The 19,858-nt window shown below is 62.6% G+C and carries 16 protein-coding genes; all 16 read right to left on the reverse strand.

The window, feature by feature from the left end:
- Positions 1-691: 691 nt before the first annotated feature.
- Positions 692-1,255 (reverse strand): NUDIX domain-containing protein, encoded by a 564-nt coding sequence (locus tag AC07W4_RS23545; protein WP_204933920.1) that lies wholly within the window; start codon positions 1,253-1,255, stop codon positions 692-694.
- Between the two features lies 1 nt (position 1,256).
- Entirely contained in the window at positions 1,257-2,009 is a 753-nt protein-coding gene (locus AC07W4_RS23550) for a GntR family transcriptional regulator (protein WP_015095667.1), read from the reverse strand.
- A gap of 88 nt (positions 2,010-2,097) precedes the next feature.
- Positions 2,098-2,487: a carboxymuconolactone decarboxylase family protein gene (locus AC07W4_RS23555; protein WP_495034180.1), complete on the reverse strand. Its 390-nt coding sequence runs from the start codon at positions 2,485-2,487 to the stop codon at positions 2,098-2,100.
- Between the two features lie 19 nt (positions 2,488-2,506).
- On the reverse strand, positions 2,507-3,958 hold the full coding sequence (locus tag AC07W4_RS23560; protein ID WP_495034181.1) for an NAD-dependent succinate-semialdehyde dehydrogenase: 1,452 nt from the start codon (positions 3,956-3,958) through the stop codon (positions 2,507-2,509).
- Between the two features lie 149 nt (positions 3,959-4,107).
- Positions 4,108-4,593: a flavin reductase family protein gene (locus AC07W4_RS23565; RefSeq protein ID WP_495034182.1), complete on the reverse strand. Its 486-nt coding sequence runs from the start codon at positions 4,591-4,593 to the stop codon at positions 4,108-4,110.
- Between the two features lie 12 nt (positions 4,594-4,605).
- The gene (locus AC07W4_RS23570; protein WP_495034183.1) at positions 4,606-6,087 is read right to left on the reverse strand and encodes an aldehyde dehydrogenase; all 1,482 of its coding nucleotides are present in this window, start codon (positions 6,085-6,087) and stop codon (positions 4,606-4,608) included.
- Complete coding sequence (locus AC07W4_RS23575; RefSeq protein WP_495034184.1) at positions 6,084-6,917, reverse strand: alpha/beta fold hydrolase; 834 nt, start codon at positions 6,915-6,917, stop codon at positions 6,084-6,086. The genes AC07W4_RS23570 and AC07W4_RS23575 overlap by 4 nt, the downstream gene beginning before the upstream one ends.
- Positions 6,918-6,961: 44 nt before the next feature.
- Entirely contained in the window at positions 6,962-7,552 is a 591-nt protein-coding gene (locus AC07W4_RS23580) for an amino acid synthesis family protein (protein ID WP_007978708.1), read from the reverse strand.
- A 251-nt stretch (positions 7,553-7,803) separates the two neighbouring features.
- The gene (gene tssA / locus AC07W4_RS23585) at positions 7,804-8,901 is read right to left on the reverse strand and encodes a type VI secretion system protein TssA (RefSeq protein WP_495034185.1); all 1,098 of its coding nucleotides are present in this window, start codon (positions 8,899-8,901) and stop codon (positions 7,804-7,806) included.
- A 94-nt stretch (positions 8,902-8,995) separates the two neighbouring features.
- Positions 8,996-9,514, reverse strand: a complete 519-nt coding sequence (locus tag AC07W4_RS23590) for an Hcp family type VI secretion system effector (RefSeq protein WP_495034186.1) — start codon at positions 9,512-9,514, stop codon at positions 8,996-8,998.
- Positions 9,515-9,677: 163 nt separating this feature from the next.
- Positions 9,678-12,152 (reverse strand): type VI secretion system membrane subunit TssM, encoded by a 2,475-nt coding sequence (gene tssM / locus AC07W4_RS23595; RefSeq protein WP_495034187.1) that lies wholly within the window; start codon positions 12,150-12,152, stop codon positions 9,678-9,680.
- Positions 12,149-13,075 (reverse strand): type VI secretion system-associated protein TagF, encoded by a 927-nt coding sequence (gene tagF, locus AC07W4_RS23600; protein ID WP_495034188.1) that lies wholly within the window; start codon positions 13,073-13,075, stop codon positions 12,149-12,151. The genes tssM and tagF overlap by 4 nt, the downstream gene beginning before the upstream one ends.
- 31 nt (positions 13,076-13,106) lie before the next feature.
- Entirely contained in the window at positions 13,107-17,000 is a 3,894-nt protein-coding gene (locus AC07W4_RS23605) for a type VI secretion protein IcmF/TssM N-terminal domain-containing protein (RefSeq protein WP_495034189.1), read from the reverse strand.
- Positions 17,001-17,030: 30 nt separating this feature from the next.
- Complete coding sequence (gene icmH / locus AC07W4_RS23610; protein ID WP_495034190.1) at positions 17,031-17,759, reverse strand: type IVB secretion system protein IcmH/DotU; 729 nt, start codon at positions 17,757-17,759, stop codon at positions 17,031-17,033.
- Positions 17,756-19,099, reverse strand: a complete 1,344-nt coding sequence (tssK, locus tag AC07W4_RS23615) for a type VI secretion system baseplate subunit TssK (protein ID WP_495034191.1) — start codon at positions 19,097-19,099, stop codon at positions 17,756-17,758. The genes icmH and tssK overlap by 4 nt, the downstream gene beginning before the upstream one ends.
- Positions 19,096-19,851 (reverse strand): type VI secretion system lipoprotein TssJ, encoded by a 756-nt coding sequence (gene tssJ, locus AC07W4_RS23620; RefSeq protein WP_495034192.1) that lies wholly within the window; start codon positions 19,849-19,851, stop codon positions 19,096-19,098. The genes tssK and tssJ overlap by 4 nt, the downstream gene beginning before the upstream one ends.
- Between the last annotated feature and the right edge of the window lie 7 nt (positions 19,852-19,858).

Raw genomic sequence — 19,858 nt, forward strand, 5'->3', positions numbered from 1 at the left:
GCTCAGCCTGCCGAGGGGGCGGGTGGATCAAGATCAAGAGCGGCAGGCGAGCTAACGCTCGGCCTGATGAGTGGTGAAGAGCGAAGGTGTACGCCGATCTGCTTTTGCTGTTCTGTGGGCGCGGCGGTGCGGCGATCCGACTTGCTCGCGATGGCGACCTGACAGCCGATGTTGATGTTGAATCTTCCGGCCTCTTCGCGGGCAAGCCCGCTCCCACAGGTTATGTGTCGTACCCGGATCATGTGGCAAGCACAGAACCTTGTGGGAGCGGGCTTGCCCGCGAAGGCGGCCTGACAGCCAACCAAAGGCGTTACAGGCGAACAAAAACTGCGACCAGGCCGGCCGGTAGGCCGCCTCGGACGCTGTTGCGGTACACGCCCCCTCATGAGGCCGAGTGGAGGTTCTGCGCAGTGGGCAACCCGGCATGGATGCCGGGTTAGCCGCCGCCGGCCATGGATGGCCGATGGCGGCGGGCCCACGGAGCAGGACCGGAGCGAGGGCATGCCGAGCCCAGGCGAGGCACCGAATGTCAGGGGCAAGAGCGTTTGGTTACTTTGCGCTTTTCAAAGTGACCCGCCGTAAGGGCGGAACCGCCAGAGGCCGTTACCGCAAAAACGGATATGTACACCCTCAAAAAACCACGCCGCCTACAACGCCGCCATCGCGAGCAAGCTCGCTCCCACAGGGGGGATCAGCGAATAAAATGAATCTTCCCGCTATCGTCATTGCCCATGTAAATGCCATACACCCCAGCCTGACGCTCCTCGATATAACGCTCAAGAATCTGCCGGATCGCCGGGTAGTAGATACTGTCCCAGGGAATGTCCTCGGGCGCGAAGAACTTGTAGTCGAGGGTTTCCGGGCCATACTGCCCGGTAATCTCCAGCGCGATGGCGCGGAAGATGATGTATACCTCGCTGATCTGCGGCACGCTGAAGATCGAGTAGGGCGAGACGATTTCCGCCCGTACGCCGCTTTCTTCCCAGACCTCGCGCAAGGCCGCCTGCTCGGTGGTCTCGCCGCTTTCCATGAAGCCCGCCGGCAAGGTCCAGGTGCCAGGGCGCGGTGGAATCGCGCGCTGGCACAGCAGATACTTGCCGTCCTGCTCGATGATGCAGCCGGCAATGATCTTCGGGTTGACGTAATGGATGTAGCCGCAACCGCGGCACATCAGGCGCTCGTGCGTATCGCCCGGCGGCAGCTGTGACCTGAGGTCATTGCTGCCGCACTTGGGGCAAAAGCTCGGGCTGAACATGTCAGCGACCTATGCGCGGTTCTTTCAGCGCGATGGGCAGGGTGATCGCCGGGATGTCGCCGGTTTCTTCCTGCTTGCGCTTGAGGTAGTCCAAGGCCACGGCAGCGGCAGCGCGCACGTGGTCGACGCAAGCCTGGTGGGCGGCCAGCGGGTCACCGCCCTTGATCGCCTCGACCATGCGTTCCATTTCCTGGTTGCTGGCGCCGCGACGGTTTTCCTGGGACACCGAGGTCGCGCGCAGGTAGCTGATGCGTGCCTGCAACTGGCGCAGCTGAGTGGCCGCGACATGGTTGCCCGAGCCTTCGAGCAGCACGTCGTAGAAACCCTGAACCGAGTCGATGACCTGTTGCAACTCGCCGTCTTTCAGCGCCTTGCGGTTTTCTTCCAGGGCTTTTTCCAGGGCCTTGATGTCTTTGGCCTTGGCGCGCAGGGTGAACAGTTGAACGATCAGCCCTTCGAGTACGCAGCGCAGCTCGTAGATGTCCACGGCGTCGGCCAGGGTGATGATTGCGACACGCGGGCCCTTGGCGTCGGCGAATTCCACCAGGCCTTCGGATTCCAGGTGACGCAAGGCTTCACGCACGGAGGTACGGCTGACGCCCAGGCGATCGCACAGATCGCGTTCGACCAGACGGTCTCCCGGCAGGAGCTGGAAGTTCATGATGGCGCTTCGCAGTTTATCCAGCACGATTTCGCGCAGGGTAACGGGGTTGCGATTGACCTTGAAGCTGTCGTCGAGTGGCAGGCGTTTCATGGGGTCCGCTCTGATTGTGGCTGTCCATGCAAAAAGAGCACTTCGATTACGGGAATCTGGGTGCCCGGTCGGATCAAACAGCCAAGGGTTAACTGGAGGCCTCGGCATCGGCTTCGGCGAAGGCTTCACGGGCGAGCCGGAAACTGTCTACGGCAGCGGGGACACCGCAATAAATGCCGACCTGAAGCAATATTTCGCGTATTTGCTCACGACTCAGGCCGTTACGCAAGGCGCCGCGCACATGCAGCTTGAGTTCGTGGGGCCGGTTGAGAGCCGAGATCATCGCCAGGTTGATCATGCTGCGCTCCTTGAGCGACAACCCCTCACGGCCCCAGACATGACCCCAACAATATTCGGTGACCATCTCCTGCAAGGGGCGGGTGAAGTCGTCGGCGTTCTCGATGGAGCGATTGACGTAGGCTTCGCCCAGCACCTGGGTACGGATCTTCAGGCCTTTTTCGTATTTTGCGTTGCTCATTTGCGTAGCTCCCGTGGGCTCAAAGGCCGCCCATCAAGGTGTATTTGAGTTCCAGGTAATCCTCGATGCCGTACTTGGACCCTTCACGGCCCAGCCCCGAGGACTTGATGCCGCCAAACGGCGCGACTTCGGTGGAAATCAGCCCTTCGTTGATCCCGACCATGCCGTACTCCAGCGCTTCGCTCATGCGCCAGGCGCGGCCCAGGTCGCGGGTGTAGCAGTAGGCGGCCAGGCCGAATTCGGTGTCGTTGGCCATCTCGACGGCCTGGGCCTCGGTGTCGAAGCGGAACACGGCGGCCAACGGGCCAAAGGTTTCATCCCGGGCGACTTTCATCTGCGTGGTGACGCCGCTGAGCACGGTCGGCTGGAAGAAGCCGTTGCCCAGCGCATGACGTTCGCCGCCGCACAGCAGTTGTGCACCGTGTTCCAGCGCGTCTTGCACGTGGTCTTCGACCTTGGCCACGGCACGCTCGTTGATCAGCGGCCCTTGGGTGACGCCATCATCGAAACCGCTGCCGACCTTGAGTTGCGAAACCCGCTCGGCCAGGCGCGCCACAAAGGCGTCGTGGATGCCGTCCTGCACCAGGAAGCGGTTGACGCAGACGCAGGTCTGCCCGGCGTTGCGGAATTTGGCGACCAGCGCACCGTCGACTGCACGCTCCAGATCGGCGTCGTCGAAGACAATGAACGGCGCGTTGCCACCCAGTTCCAGCGAGACTTTTTTCAGGGTTGGCGCGCACTGGGCCATCAGCAGTTTGCCGATGGCGGTGGAGCCGGTGAACGACAGTTTGCGCACCTGAGGGCTGGCGGTCAGCTCGGCGCCGATGGCGATGGCGTCGCCGGTGATCACGTTGAAAATCCCGGCAGGAATGCCGGCCTGTTCCGCCAGCGCGGCCATGGCCAAGGCCGAGAACGGCGTTTCCGGGGCCGGTTTGACGATGCACGGGCAACCGGCGGCCAGTGCCGGGCCCGCCTTGCGGGTGATCATCGCCGCCGGGAAGTTCCACGGAGTGATGGCCGCGACGACGCCGATCGGCTCCTTGGTGACCACGATGCGCGCATCGCCCTTGTGGCTGGGAATGGTGTCGCCGTAGATGCGCTTGGCCTCTTCGGCGAACCACTCGATGAAGCTCGCGGCGTAGAGGATTTCACCCCTGGCCTCAGTCAGTGGCTTGCCTTGTTCGAGGGTGAGGATCTGAGCCAGGGCGTCGACGTTTTCCAGCATCAAGGCATGCCAGCGCTTGAGCGTATTGCTGCGCTCTTTGGCGGTCAGTGCACGCCAGGCGGGCCAGGCTTTGTTGGCGGTGTCGATGGCCAGGCGCGCGTGCTCGGCGCCGAGGTTCGGCACCTGGCCGATCAATTCGCCGGTGGCCGGGTTGAAGATGTCCTGACAGGCGCCATCCGGCGCGTCCAGCCACTGGCCATTGATGTAGGCCTGCTGGCGGAACAGTAACGAGGCTGCTGGGCTCATGCCGGCTCCTGAGAAAAGTGGTGAACCTGTGGGAGCGGGCTTGCTCGCGAAAGCGGTGGATCAGTCAAATTAATGTCGACTGACACTCCGCCTTCGCGAGCAAGTCGAATCGTCGCACCGCCGCTCCCACAGGGTTTTGTGTATGGGCATCAGGCCAGGGCCGGCAGTGGCCCCAGCTTGCCTTTGTGGTAGATCATCGGTGTCACCGGTTGCGCGGGCAGGATCAGGTTCTTCACCGCGCCGACAATGATCGCGTGATCACCGCCGTCGTATTCGCGCCACAGTTCGCACTCGATGATCGCCGTGGCCTTGGCCAGGATCGGGTTACCCAACTCGCTCAAGTGCCAGTCGATGCCTTTGGCCTTGTCCTTGCCTTTACCGGCGAAGGCATAGGCTTCGGCGGTCTGCTCGGCGGACAGCAGGTGAATCGCGAACTGCTTGCTGTCGCGCAGCACCGGGTAGGTGTCGGAACCGTAGTTGGGGCAGAACAGCACCAGTGCCGGGTCGATCGACAGCGCACTGAAGGCGCTGGCGGTGATACCGACAATGCCGCCGTCCGGGTCCAGGGTGGTGACCACCGTGACCCCGGACGGGAACGAACTCATCACGTCTTTGTAAATGCCGGGTTCGATCATTTTCCAGGACTCCTAGCGCATCACGAAGGGATCAGGCATCGGTGCCTGGGACAGGTTGATCCACACCGTTTTCAGCTCGGTGTAGGCCAGCACCGAATCGATGCCGCTTTCGCGTCCATAGCCGCTGTTCTTGAAACCGCCGATCGGCGCCATGGCCGAGACCGCGCGGTAGGTGTTGACCCAGATGATCCCCGAACGCACGTCCCGGGCCAGACGGTGGGCACGGCCCAAGTCGCGGGTCCAGATGCCGGCGGCGAGGCCGAACTGCGAGTCGTTGGCGATCGCCAGGGCTTCGGCTTCGTCCTTGAAACGGATGACCGAAGCCACCGGACCAAAGACTTCTTCCTGCATGATTTTCATCGAGTTGCGGTCGCACTCGAACAGCGTCGGCTCATAGAACCAGCCGTCGCCCAGATTCTCCGGACGTTTGCCACCCAGGCGCAGGCGCGCACCTTCGGCGATGGCATCGGCCACCAGACCTTCGACCACCGCCAGTTGCTGCGCGGTGGCCATCGGGCCCATTTCGCTGCTGTCGTCCTGGGGGTTGCCGATGCGGATGCGCCGGGCGCGTTCCACCAGACGGCCGACGAATTCGTCGTAGATCTCCTCCTGCACCAGCAAACGGGAACCGGAGACGCAGCTCTGTCCGGAGGCGGCGTAGATCCCGGCGATGGCGCCGTTGATCGCGCTGTCGAGGTCGGCGTCGGCGAAGATGATGTTCGGCGATTTGCCCCCCAGTTCCAGCGACAGCTTGGCGAAGTTCTCCGCGCTGCTGCGCACCACATGCCGCGCCGTGGCCGCGCCGCCGGTGAAGGCGATCTTGCGGATCAGCGGATGGCGGGTGAGGGCGGCGCCGGTACTTGGGCCATAACCGGTGACAACGTTGACCACCCCCGGCGGAATCCCGGCTTCCAGCGCCAGGCGCGCCAGTTCGAGAATCGTTGCCGAGGCGTGTTCCGACGGCTTGATCACGATGGTGTTGCCCGCCGCGAGGGCCGGGGCAAGCTTGATTGCGGTCAGGTACAGCGGGCTGTTCCACGGAATGATCGCGGCGACCACGCCCATGGCTTCGTGCACGGTGTAGGCAAACAGGTCCGGCTTGTCCAGCGGCAGGGTGCCGCCTTCGAGCTTGTCCGCCAGGCCTGCGGTGTAGTGGAAAAACTCCGGCAGATAGCCGACCTGGCCACGGGTTTCGCGGATCAGCTTGCCGTTGTCGCGGCTTTCCAGCTGCGCCAGTTGCTCTTTGTTTTCGGCGATCAGGTCACCCAGTCGACGCAGCAGTTTGCCGCGAGCGGTGGCGGTCAGGCCGCGCCATGCCGGGCTGTCGAAAGCGGTTTGCGCGGCTTGTACGGCGCGTTCGACATCGGCTTCGTCGGCATCGGGCAATTCGGCCCAAGGTTCGGCCAGCGCCGGGTTGAGGCTTTCGAAGGTCTTGCCGGACAGGGCATCGACCCATTCACCGCCGATGCACATCTGGAAGCGTGCGAGTGTCATGCAACGATCCCCTTGATCTGGTTTTGTTGGGAGTGCGCGGTCTGCAGAAACTCCAGCAACAGCTGGTTGACCAGGCGCGGAGACTCTACGGGCATCATATGCCGTTGCTCGGCGAGCACGGCAACGGTCGCGCCGGGAATGCGTTCGGCCAGTTGCCGGGCCATTTCCGGGGTCGAACCGGGGTCCAATTCGCCGGTGGCGATCAGCGTCGGCACCCGGATGCCGGCCAGGTCGTCGGCGCGGTACATGTCCTGGGTGGCGAACAGTTCGTAAGTGGTCAGGTAACCCTGAGGGTCATTGCCGGCCAGGGTCTGGCGAATCGCGGCGATCTGCGCCGGGTTGGCCGCCTGGTATTCACGGCTGAACCAGCGGGACAGCGCCGCTTCGGCATTGGCGTCCGGCCCGTGTTCGGCGGCCTGGCTGGTGCGGGCGATGACCCCGGCGCGCTGTTCGGCGCTGCGGTTGAACACGCTGTTGAGCACAACCAGGCCTTCCAGGCGTTGCGGGTAGTGCAGGGCAAAGGCCCGCGCCACCAACCCGCCCATGGAAAAACCGATCACCGTTGCCTTGGGCAATTGCAGGTGGTCGAGCAGCTCCAGCAACTGGTCGGCATAGCCGAGCAGCGGCGTGCCGCTTTCCGGGCGCGGGCTGGCGCCATGGCCGAGCATGTCGTAGGCGATGACGCGGTACTGCGTGGCCAGGCCAACGATCTGGCCGCCCCACATTTCTTTGTTCAGGCCCACGCCGTGGATCAAGACCACGGGCTGGCCTTGGCCGGTCGCCAGGTAACTGGTGCCAGCCGGGGTGAGTTCAGCGGTGAGCCGAATCATGGAGCGCTCCTGCAATGCCTTCTTGTTGTCGTTCTGCTGGCCGGTTACTGGGCTTTTTCGGCGGCCAGTTCTTCCAGGTCGATGTAGCGGTTGCCGATGCGCGGATGCAGGCGGCCGCCGTCGGCGCAACCCAGGACCACGACGATTTCGTCGGCACGCGGGGCGTCTTCGATCTGCATTTCCAGGGTGATGTAGTGCGAACGCAGGCCTTCGTCGTCCTTGTGCATCATCGGGATCTGGATCGAGGTGCCCGGGCCGCCGCGCTTGTTGGTGAAGCTCAGGTAGCTCTTGGCCTTGACCGCTTCGCGGTAGTGGTTGCCGAAGCGCAGGGTGTGGATCACCGCCGAAGCGTGCTCGATTTCGCCATCGGCACCGACCACCGCAGCCTTGCCGTAAGCCTCGATCTTCTCGGCACCGCCGATGATGCCCACCAGGCGCTCGACCATCAGCGCGCCGAGGTCGGAGCAGTTGGCGCGGATCTGCGGTTTCAGGTCTTCGACGAAACCGTTGCCCAGCCAGGGGTTCTTCATCACCACGGCCAGACCGACCATGGTCACGGGCTTATCGGTGGCTTTGCCGCCTTCAATAAAGGTTTCTTCGACATAGCTGACGATCTTGCGGATTTCGAAACTCATGAGCTGCTCCGTAGAGGTTTTGGGTGTCTGTGCGTCTGATGGTATACCATAATACCGGAAGCACAAGTCCCCGAACGGAGTTTCTGGCTGGATGGCGTGCAAAAGTGTGCGCCACCGGTCGCAGCGGACAAACGGCAGGCACGGGTTTACGCCGGGCACAGGCCCGGCAGGGGGGAGGAGAGAAGGGTAAGGAAGGGGATCAGCGGTGAAGCGGCGTCAAGCGGTGCGTCAGGTTTGCTACCGGCTGTCCATCAGGACTTCGCTTCCTTGGTCCCCAGCACGTCGCGGATGTTGTCCACCACATTGCTGTCCTTGATCACATCGTTGAGCCAGCCCTCGAGCGGCATGTTGCCCCATTTGATCGCCCGTTCGATCAGGTAGGGGACAGGGCTTTGGGGTTCGGTCTGCTTGAAGAATTGCGCGATACCCGCCAGCAGGGTGAACGCCTCGTCGCGGGTCTGTGGCGTGGTACGCAGTGGTGTGACTGGAATGTCTTGCCGGGTCTGGGTCATTGCAGCACCTGTGGGTTGTGCGCCAGCGCTTTCGGAGACGGCCGGGGTGGGTGCGGCAGGGGCCGGGTTCAGTTCGATGCCGCGATCCTTGAGCAGTTTCTCGGCCAGTTGGCCGGCGCGGGACAACACGTCGTGGAGCCCGGCAAAACTCGGCGCGTCATGGCCGAACAGCCTGTCGGCCGTGTTCTGCAACCGTTGGCATGCGTTGAGGCTGGCGGCTATTTCGCCGGCCTTCAGGCGCAGGTGATCGGAGTCGGTCAGCACCACCGAACGCTGGAATACCTCGGCGTTGATCTTGCCTTCGTCGAGGGCGGCACGCATGGCCTGGGGGTTCTGCAACCCAAGGTTTTCCACGTGCCGGGATTCGTCATAGCGCAGCAGGCCGTACTGTTGGCCCTGGGTGATGGGCAGTCCGCCCACCACATCCGCCAGCGACGTTTTCATCCACGCCAGTCGGGCAGCGCGTTCATCGACCCCATCCTCGAGGGACGGGAAGAGGTCGGTCCAGAAATTGTCCAGTATGCGTTCGGCCAGGGTCAGGCCGAAGGTGATACCGGTGAAATGGTGCTTGTGCGCCAGGGCTTCGCTGAGCCAGGCGACCAGCATCAGGTCCTTGCTCTGGCGAGCCAGGCCCTGTGCAGCCAGGGTGAGGGTCAGGTCCCAGTCGGATGACTTCAGGTCGGTTTGCCAGTCACCCTGGGTCAGGTAGTCGGGGTCTGCTCGCCGTGCTTCTTTCACCTGATCGAACAAGGTGGAAAAGCTCAGGTCTTCGCCGCTCCCCTCGTTGATGGGCGCGGTCAGTTCGGCCAGCGAAAGGTCGTTGAGAAATTCAGACATGGGAAACTCTGATCAGGCTAAAAGAACACCGTGCCCGCCGGGCAGGCACGGTGCTGAAAACGAGCCGCTTGCGCGGCCCGTCGTTACCACGGTTTTATGCGAAAACCTTGTTCGAAGTGCGATCCCAGCCACCGGTGACGTTACCGCCGCCCTGGCCATCTGCACGGCTCTGCTGGGTGTAGGTGGTCTTGATGCGAGCGAAGTTGAAGCTGATTTCTTCGATCGGCAGATCACCAACAGCTTTGTCTTCACCGTTCTGGCTGCCGCCGGCGACCGCTTTCACGGACGACACCACGACTTCTTCCAGGTTGATGGTCAGGTAGGTCACCTTGTCGCCACCGGCGCGGTTCACGTTCAACTGGATCTTGGAGATGTGAGTGCCTTTGCAGCAGGCTTCGAACAGCTTGGCAGAAGCCTTGTCCACGGCTTTGCGGATGCTGAAGTCGCTCAACGCAACACGCTCCGACGAAGCACCGCCCGAAGAGCTGGCCGTCGCGGAAGTCGCCTGGGTTGCGCCGTACTCGTAGCCCAGCACTTCGATCCAATCCTTGTGTTTGTCGTCCAGAACTTCACCTGGAATGCCGTCGATCTGGATGTATGCGTCAAATGCCATTTCTATTTTCTCCTTACCTTCATTTAAAGGGAGGCGACTTGCGAGCAAGTCACAGCCCTTCGCTTTAACCTCTTTGAAACGATCAAGAGAGGTGTCTTATGCCGGCCCGGGCCTCTCGTCGAGATGACCCGGATGCCGGTATTTCTTCACAAGGCGCGCCTGCTCAGTTGAGTGCCCGCACTTCGATTTCTACCCGCCGGTTAGGCTCCAGACATTGAATCAGCCGGGCCCTGGGTTGCTGCATGTCGCACTTGACCAGGGGCTTGGTGCTGCCTTCGCCGATCGCTTCCACCAGCTCGCCGGGTACGCCTTTGCCCACCAGGTAGGTCTTGATGGTTTGCGCCCGCTCTCTGGAAACCTGCAGGTTGCCTTGGGGATCGCCGAGTTGATCGGCATGCCCGGCGATGATGATTTTTCCGATGTTGGGGGTGCTGAGCAGCTTGCCTGCGATCGCACTCAGCTGGCTTTGCCCTTCAGTCTTCAGGCTCTGGAAGTCGGCACGGGCGAAGGCGAACAGGGTGTCCGACTCCAGCGTGATGGTTTCGATCGAGCGCAACGACTGGGTCAGCAGGCTGTTGATGTAGTTGCGCGAGCTGGAGATCAGGAACGCGTTGTCGAGGATCCGCGGCACGTCCGGCTCGTGGATCTGGTCGCTGTAGAAGTTGATCTGGCGGCTGGCGAACTCATAGTCCGAGGCGGCGACACTGGCGTTGCCCACCTGACGGGCAATCGCCGGGTACCAGTAATCCGGGATTTTCGCTTTCAGGAACCCGGGGTCGGCCTTTTCACGCTGGGCGCGCGACAGCATGACGTAGGTGTCCAGCGTCGCCTTGCCGAAACCGGCGATGGATTGCGCCCGGTTGTCATTGGGCAGCGCCTTGGGTTCGACGCTGTCCACGCCGGTCACGGGCATCAACTCTTTGGCGTTGCGCTGATAGACCTTGAGGGTGGTCAGCAAATACAACGAGCGGGTCAGGTTGTCGGCCGTGGGCTTGAGCATCACGCTTTCCAGGCGCTCGAAATAGCGGCTGCGCACCAGGGGCTCTACCTTGTGGCCTTGATAGAGCCCCAGGCGCAGGCGCAGCGGTACGCCCTGGTCGTGGTGTTGCGCGTAGTAGTGGGCAGTCCAGAAGCGCAGGCGATCCAGGGTTTGCCAGGCGGTGTACTGCCCGGTGGCCGAGTGATCGTCGGCGGCGGCTTGGGTCAGTTCTGTGGACAGGCTCTTCAGGGTGTTCTTGTTGTTGACGTACGACCAGCCCAACAGGCTGCACAGCAACACAGCGACCAGTCCGCCACCGCCGATCCAGGCTGCCCTGCGCCGACGCTCGCGGTGGTTGGTGGTGTACAGCGCCACCAGGTGCTGGTCGGGAATGATGACCTTGCGGAACAGACTGTTGATGAACAACGGGCGCGGCTGCGCATTGCCGTCGGCGATCTCCCGGTCACCTTCCAGCGAGAAACGCTCTGTCACCTGCCGTGCATGACCGCCCAGTTCCGGCTGGTCGGCATCGAGGGCGCTGGTGAAATAGAAGCCGCGCAGCAGTTCTGCACTTTGATAAGGGTTGGCGCGCAGCAGGGCATCGACGAACAGTTGAAGCCGGGGCTTGAGGGCCGCCAGTTCCAGCGGGAACCGGTACACCGCCGAATCCTGCCGGGTGATCTGGATGTCCTGCGTGACCAGTTGCTGGCTCGCCACCTGTTGCCAATAGCTGACCAGCTCGTCCATCGCGACGCCGAAGCGCTGTCCCCAGTCGGCCTGCTCATAGCCTTTGTGGGAAAAGGTCTTGCCCATCACTTCGCCGCGGGCGGTCTCGTCCAGTTGGCGATAGAAGGGCGCAAAGCCCGGCACCAGGTCGCACTTGGTGAACACCAGGTAGACCGGCAGGCGCACTTCCAGCAAGGCATGGGTTTCCTGAATGCGTTCGCGCAGGCGCTTGGCGATGCGCTCCTGATCTTCGAGCGAGGCTTGCAGGATGTCGTGGATGCTCACCGTGACGATCAGGCCATTGAGCGGCCGGCGCTGGCGATGCTGGCGCAGCAGTTGCAGGAACGCGCGCCATTTGCCGGCCTCTTCCTGGTTGTTCATGTAGCGCCCGGCGGTGTCCAGAAGCACGGCCTCGGAGCTGAAGAACCAGTCGCAATTGCGCGTGCCACCCAGGCCTGCGACCCGCACGCCTTCGCGCTCGGCGTAAGGGAAATTGAGCCCCGACTGGTAGAGCATGGTGCTCTTGCCTGCCGCGGGCTGGCCGACCACCAGGTACCAGGGCAGGGCATACAGCGCATCCTTGGGGTTGCTGCCCCGTGGCTTGTTGCTGTGCAAGCGCTCGATGCTCTGCAACAGGCGCTCGCGCAACAGGCTGACTTCCTCGCGATCCGCCGGGCTCGCGTTCAACACGGCCTGGTCGGCATCCTCGCGCAGCAGTCCTTCGAGGTTGTGATGGCGGGACACGCCGCGATAAAGCAGCAGCACATAGCCGGTGGACAGACCGAGGAACACACCGATGCCGGTCAACAGGCTGTTGAGCGAACTGGAGCCGAACGCACGCCCGATGCCCCACACCACGAAGATTGCGAGGAAAAAGCACACCCCCAGGATGTAGGGCTGATAGCGCAAGAAGTAATACTTGATCTTGTTCATACGGACTTCGAATCCAGGGCATCGACAAAACGGTCGATAACGTCACCCAGAGGGCGGTCGATTTCGGGAAAGGCGTGTTTGCGGTGGTGCTCGTCAAAGGCATCGAATGACGCCAGCACGTCATAGCTCTGCGAGCGGTCATGGATGCCAGTCAGCAGGCGGTAGGCATCGCTGGTATTGCTTGAGGCAAAACAGATCAGCCGGGGGCGCATGAAGTCGTCCGCCAGCAGGTTGATGTGCGGCACGGCGCGTTCGGGTGTCATTTGCGTCAGCCAGGTGACCCACAAATCGGCGGTCGGGTTTTTCAACCCCCGTTCCGCCGGCAAGGGCAGGGCGATGCCGATCGGCGTGGCCTGATCGAGGTGCCTTCTGAGGGCCTGGAGCCGGGTCAGCACGGCGTTGGTGACGAACTCCGGGTAGGTGCCCTGTAGCGCGCAGGCGATGTCGCGCAGGTTGAAGTTCACCAGGAACTTGTCATGCACGCGCCGGAACAACTCGAAGTCCTGTCCTTGCAGCGGGCGCAGGGCTTTGATGCGCTCGAACAGCACCGAAGTGCTTTCGCCCTGGACCGCCATGTGCAGCAGCGGCCTGATCTGCCCGCTGAACAGTTCGCCCAGGGTGAACGGATTGACCAGAGGTTCGGCTTCGCTGGCCTTGAGCGTCTGGAAAATGAAAAACGGATAGCGTCGGCCACTCGAATCCCTCGAGCTGATCAACCCACCCAGCAACCAGTTGCCGCTGCGCGCGCGATAGCTGAAAAAGCACACCGGCAAAGCGTCGAACAACGCCCGCCAGTCTTCGCGATGCTGCAGGGCGGCCAGCGCCCCTTGCAGCCAGCTATCGAACTCGCAGACCTCGTCGCCCGCACCTTGCAGGCTGACGAAGTCCGGGCTCGCGGGGACCTTGCCGAAGCAGCCGATCATTGGCCGGTTCCCGGGTTCAAGGTTCGACGGCTCACAGTGCTTGGCCTTCTTTGGCGTTGAGCGCGCTCAAGGCCTTGACGTTGGCCAGGTCGGTCAACTTGACGCCGCCGTAGTTGCGCACGGCGAGGCTGACCGGGCCACTGCCGGTGTTCCAGCTGAAGCGTTGCTGGACGCCGTCCAGATCGCTGACCCGTGCGCTGTCGTTCATGCGCAGCAGGCCCCAGCGGCCCGGGTAGTCGAACACCGTGATGCGCTCGCCGGTCAGGGTCACCACATCCAGGCGTGCGCCCGGCGTGGTGGTGGTGCCCGGCCAGGAGAAGCGGCTCCAGCTGGTCTTGCCGTTGCGGTAGTGCTGCACCTGGCCATCGAGGGTGAAGATGATGTCGGTCAGGTTGGCCGAGGGCTCGAGCATGATCTCGAAGCCGTTGTCGCGGTCCGACAGGCTGGCGATCACCTGGCCCAACGAGCTGGCCTTGTCGATGCTGTTGACCATGTTCGGGTTGACCAGCGGCGTTGCCTTGCTGTTGCTGCTCATCCCCAGGCCTTCGCCACCGGACAGGTTGCCGATTTCGTTGCGCTTGAAGTTCGGCAGCAGTCCGGACTCCGGGTCGACGAAACGCTGCAGGTCCTTGACCGAGGCTTCATTGCGGCTGCCTGGCGCTATCGGGTAGCGGTGCGCCATGACCTGTTCCCAGGGCTTGGCGATCTGCTGTGCCCAGGCCTTGGCAATCTGCTGGCCGGCCGGGTCGCGCAGGGTTTCCCAGGCAAACTGGATCGGCAGGCTGAACAGTCCCTGCAACGATTCGGACAGGCCGCCCTGGCTGGTGTCGACGGTGGTCTCGACATAGTTGCGCACGCTGGTCACTTCGCTTGGCAGCCCTTCGAGGGTTTCGCTGATCAGCTGCTTGCTGCTCTTGCCAACGTCCTGGGAGCGCTGGATGTTGTTCATCCGCACCTTGAGCTTGCGCAGGGCCGCGAGGTAGCGGTCCATGATCGTGCTGTCGGCGCCTTCGGCGTTTTGCACGGCGAACACCCGCGACACAGGCTCGAAGCGCTTCGCCAGGCTGCCGTCATCGACCGCCGGCAAAGGCGAAATCAGCGTGCTGGGCGACGTGTTTTTGCCATCGAAGATCCCGCTGACGCCGCTCCAGAATCCGTCATCGGGCTTGACGCCCGCTGGCAGTGTTTCGCGGGGGGCCGGGACATCCCATTGGGTGTTGTCGTTGACCGCTGCCAGGAGGATTTTCACCGGCGAGTTCTGCACGTCGCTGAGCAGGGCCAGCTGTTGGGTCGCGTTGGTCATGTCGGTGAAATGGCGAACACCGACGCTGTCGATCAGGGTGTACCAGGCCTGGGTGTAGTCGCGCTTGTAGCGCGTCATGAACTCGCGGATGAAGTTGGCTTTCTGCACGATGCTGTCGCCGCCTTCGCCGTCGAGCACCCAGTCCGATTCGTTTTGCAGGTTGCCCGACACCAGCTTGATCAGCTCAGGCTTGACGAACTGTTCCCAACCCTGGCGGGTGAAAATCGCCGGCACCGCCTCGGTGCCGTACAGCAACTGCCGGCCGGGCATCGGCACCAGGTCGCTCAAGCCCACGGCTGGAAACTGACGGCTGGATTCGAGTTGCAGGCGCAGGTATTCACGGTCCACCAGCGAGCTGGAAATCATGAAGGACTTCAGGCTGTTGCGGGTTTCGCTGATGAGTTGCTCGTTACGCGACAAGGACGGTGCCTGGCCATTCTTGAGCAATTGCACGTAGACCGGCGAGTTGTCCTGAATCACCGCCGTGCTGACAGGATTGTCGGCACTGGCGGTATTGGCCCAGGCCACCGGCAACGCAGCACCGACGAACTCCGGGTCTGGATGGGTGCCGGGTTGCGTCAGCATCAGGTAGAGCTTCAGTGCGTTATAGGACTCGATGATGGATGCGACTTGTCGCTCATCCAGCCGCCCGAGCATTTCTTCGGACAACGACAGCCCGCCGGTGGTCGCCGACAAATCCGCGGCATCGCTGGCCGTGGCCGGGTTGCGCAGTGCTGCCAGCGCTTCGCCGCGTGCCTTGCTGGCAGCGCCCTTGGCCGCGCCGCTCAGGCGACTGGCCGCATCACCGGTACTGCGCGGCAAGCCGTTCAGGCGGGTTGGCAGCTTCAGGCCTTGCGCACGGGCTTTGGCGGCGTCGGCCTTGGACGACGCCGATGCCGACGCAAAGCTATTCTGCGGGTCCATGGTTTTGGCGAACTCATTGAAGGCGCGCATCTGCAATTGCAGTTGCAAGGTGACAGGTTCCAGCGCCTGGGTACGCAGTTGTTGCAGATAGGCGGCTTGCGCGACGCGGTAGATGTCGTCACCGCGGTAAAGGCCTGCGCCAAGCTGCAACGGCACGCCTTTGGCACGGTTCTTCTCGATGGCCGAGAGCTGCTCGCGCAACAGTTCCAGGCCTTGGCCCGAGGCGAGCAACCCGGCACGGTCCGGGGACTGTTGCAGCTCGGTCAGTTGTTGGCGCAACGTGGCCAGCCACTGACGGTTGTTCTGGAACGATAGGGCTTGCCAGCCGATGAATGCGACGCCGGCCAGTACCGCCAGACCCAGCAGGGCAGGGCTGACGGAGGTGTTCTTGCCAAGGCGCGACTGATAAAGGGTCAGGTCGCGATCCGGGAAGATCACCCGGCGAAACGTATCGGTAATGAAATAGCTGCGGTCGCTGATTTTCTTTCCGGTGCCTGGCGACCCTTGCTCATGTTCCGGTTGCTCATGTTCCGGTTGCAAGGCGAACGACTCGGCCAGGTCGTCTTCATACACCTGGCCCAGCTGCTGGTCGGTCTGCAGGGCGCTGGTGAAATACAGCCCGCGCAGCAACAGGGGCGCACCGCTACGACCGGTCTCGGCGAAGTGCTGGAGAAACTGCTCCAGCACCCCGGAAAGTTCGGCGAAATAGTTCGGGAAGTTCAGCAGGGCGCTGTTGGCATCGGCACCCAGCGCAACCATCTGTGCGTCGACGTAGCGACGCACATGGCTGTGCAGGTTGGCCAGCTTGGCATCCAGCACCGGGCGCAGGCCCTGGTTGCGGATCTCGGACACACCGAAGGTCATGCCCAGCGGTTGCTGGCGCTCGTTCAGGTCCAGGCCTTCAAACGCCTGGCTGAAGCCCGGCAGTTGATCGGTCTTGCTCAGCATCAGGTAGATCGGTGGATTGGCCTCCAGGCAATCGTTGTATTCCTCGATGCGCGATACCAGTTGTGCGGCGAGTTTGTTGCGCTCGGCCGCACTGCATGCCAGCAGTTGAGGCAGGCTCACCACCAACACCAGGCCGTTGACCGCGGCCTTGCTGCGCTGCTTTTTCAGCAGCCGCAAGAAGGCGGCGAATTCACTGGCCGACGGGTCGTCCCGCAGGTAACGGCCGGCTGTATCGATCATCACGGCCTCGGGGCTGAAATACCAATCGCAATGCTGGGTGCCGCTTTCGGTGTCGTTGGCGCTGCTGGCAATGCTTGCGGAAAGGCCAGAGCGGGTCAGCAATGAGGTCTTGCCCGCCGCGGACATGCCGATGACCAGGTACCACGGCAAATCGTAAAGTGCCGACGAGCCGCCGCCACCGGCCGAGCGGTCGGTGCGCAGCATCGCAATCGCGTGCTTGAGACGTTCGCGCAACACTTGCTGATCGCGGAACTCACCGGCGGATTTGAGCGAGCGATCGACTTCGATCTGCACCAGGTTTTCAAGGTTGTGCTCGGCCCGGATACGCTTGTACTGACACAGCACAATGATCAGCAGGTAGAAGGCGCTGACGATCGCCATCGCCTCCGGCGCATAACCGCGCAGCCAGCTCACATGCGGCGCGACGAACCAGCAGACCGCCAGGCTCGCCAGCCACAGGGCGGGAACGAGGAACCAAAAGCTTTTCAACAAACGCAATAATGTCTTCATGTCTTCCTGACTCGGTTACCTGACCTGTGCTCAGGCACTGAACAGCTGGCTGATTTGTTCGGACAACGCGGCTACGTCCTTGGCCAGCAACCAGTCCAGCGTCAGGTAGACACCTGCGCAGACCAGCGCAATCAGCGCCAGGTAGAGCCAGAGGGGAACTTCATGGCGCAGCATTTGCGAGACCTGGTCGGGCAACGCCCAGTCAGGCGAGAGGGCCTTGGGTGTCTTGCGATAACGCGCGATGTCCTGGCCCAGGGTGTTGGCCAGGTAACGCAGCTGATCCTTTTGCCCGAGGCTGAACTTGCCTTCGAAACCCAGGGCCAGGCACAGGTGGTAGACCTCGAGCACATCGAGGTTCTGTTTGACGTCGCCACGCAGTGCATCGATTTTTTCGAAGAAGCCTTCGCCGGCCAGGTGCACGCCGAAGTGGCGGAACTGCATTGGCTGCAATTCAAAGTGACTGCGCAAAGGGTTGGCTTCAACACCCGGTTCGAGGGGGCGCAACACGCTTTCATCGAGGAACGCACACAGGGCGTACTGGGTGTCCTTCACCTGTTCAACGCTGTAGTTGGCGCTGCGGGCATCGCTTTCCAGTGCCTTGAAGAAGGTGTCGACACTGGCCTCGAAGGCGCTGACCGACGTCACTTGCCGGCCTTTGCGCACGATCAGCGCCATGCTGATGAAGTCTTGCACCAGGTCTTTGAGCGTCGGTTTTTCACGGGCGGCCGCAACGGCGCCTTGCAGTACGGCTTCGGTCATTTGAGTACCGCCATCAGTTCAAGCTTGAGGTTGGTGAAGGCGCTGGGCGCGTAGAAAGAGATGGCCTGGGCGCTCATCATTCGTTCATACACCCGGCCATGGGGCTCGATGGAGAAGTAGTGATTGTCCAGTCGCACCGGAATCGCATTGGGCAGGCGGGTCGAATGATTGAGGGTGACGCCGGGCATGGCGCTGTTGACCACCACTTCGATGTCTTCCGGCGAGCCGACCTTGAACGCCCGTGGCACCAGCTCCAGCAGGCTTGCGCCCGGCATGTCGGCGTGCACGGAGATGTAGAAGTCCGCCTCGGCCAGCCGTGGGTCGTGCAACTGCCCTTGCCAGTAAGAGGGTTTGGTCTGGGTCAGGTTGATCACCACACACTGGTTCGGTACGACGTTGTCGAGCAGCACGCGAATCATTTCATCGAGCTTGACCAGCGAGGCCGCCGGGTCGTGGTGGTCGTATACCGGGATGTCGTTGAGCTGCGTATCCAGCGAGAACGTCAGCAAGCCGCCGGCGAGTTCGGCCAGGAACAGATACAAGCGCTCGGGGTGCAGGCGCGGATGCGCGAGCAGGTGCGCCAGGCTCGGGTGGGCACGGTTCACCGTGTTCAACAGCCAGAACAGGGTCACGTCGCTGGAGCCAAATTCGGCAATCTGGTCCGCGCGCTCGCGACGACGACCCGACAACGCCTTGCTCTTGGATTGCAGGGCGCCGAGCAAACGCTTGCCCAGTCCGACCAGGGTGTCGTGGGTGCCCAGGTGCAGCGTCGGGTGCACGAAATGCCCGTCGAGGTTGAATCCGCCGATGTTGTTGCGCGACAGCCGGGCAATCGGGCACCAGGTGTAGCCATCGAGGTTGTCGCCGTCGATCAGCAGCACCACGTTCAGGCGCAGGCTGGTGATTTCGTTTTCCAGGTCGCCTTCGTTGAGGTCCGGCAAGGTGTCGAACTGCTTGCGAAAGCGCCGCCCGGTCTTCTGTTCCTGGCCGTCTTCGACGTAATTGAGGCCGAATGGCTCGGGCAGTTTCAGCGCAGCGTAGACCTTCAGGTCGTTGCCCTTGAGCAGGTCCTTCAGGTCACGGGCCGCCGGCAGCGGGTCGTGCTGCGGTGCGTCGAACAGGCTGCCGTCGGGAAACACCAGCTTCAGGCGCTTGAGCTGCAGGGAGCCGGTGGCAAGGGCTTCCTCGTCCACTTCCAGCAACTGCACGCCCCAGTGAAAAGGCGTGTTGCGCAGGGTCGCCTGCGCCAGCTGATGCTGGTGGAACTCATCCTGATACTGGAAGTGTTGTGGCAAAAGGAACATGCCTTCGGACCACATCACCCGGCTTTGCTTACTCATTGAGCGCTTTCCAATAATGAATTCAATTTCGACTCCACGGCTTTTTGCGCGGAGGCACTCGCCTGGTCCTGGGCTTTCTGCACCACGGCGTCCTGTACGCGCTCGGTCAGCGTGGGTGCGGCCGGCTGGTCGGGCAGGGCGGCGGCTTTTGCGAGCTGCTCCTGGGTCTTGGGTTTGTCCAGCACGTCGACGCCACTGACGGCGGAGACCGTGTTGTTGTCCACCAGCACACGCAAGCCGTCGGAGGAGAACCAGATGCCGTCCTTGCGCAGGGAATTGGCGTCGAACGCGACCTTCCAGCGGCTGTTCTCGTCGCTGCGGAAGAAAGCCGCGACGCCGACATAGCCCGCCGCCTTGTTCAGCGGCCACTTGTCGACTTGCCCCATGCCCGGCAACAAGGTGATTTCGCGGTTTTCGATCAGGGTATTGCCGAGGGCCTTTTGCGGGTCGTCCCACAGCGAGTCGGCATCCACCGACGCAAAGCGTTCCAGCGAAGTCAGCTGGTACACCCGCAACACCACCGAAAGCGGCTTTCCGGACGCGTCGGGATTGAGCTGGTTGCCGCCGTCGGACGTCAGGATGACCTTCTCGTTATCCTCGAACAGCATGTCGCCGGCCCAGGTATTGTCGACCCGCTTGCCGACCCGGTCGGTGACGCCGCAGGCGCTGAGTACCGTCATCATCGCCACCGCCGTCAGGCATCTGGCCAACGTTGTCCTCGCGGGACGCTTCCCTGAATATCTCTTGTCCATGACCACT

The organism is Pseudomonas sp. GW821-FHT02A08, from assembly GCF_059422045.1.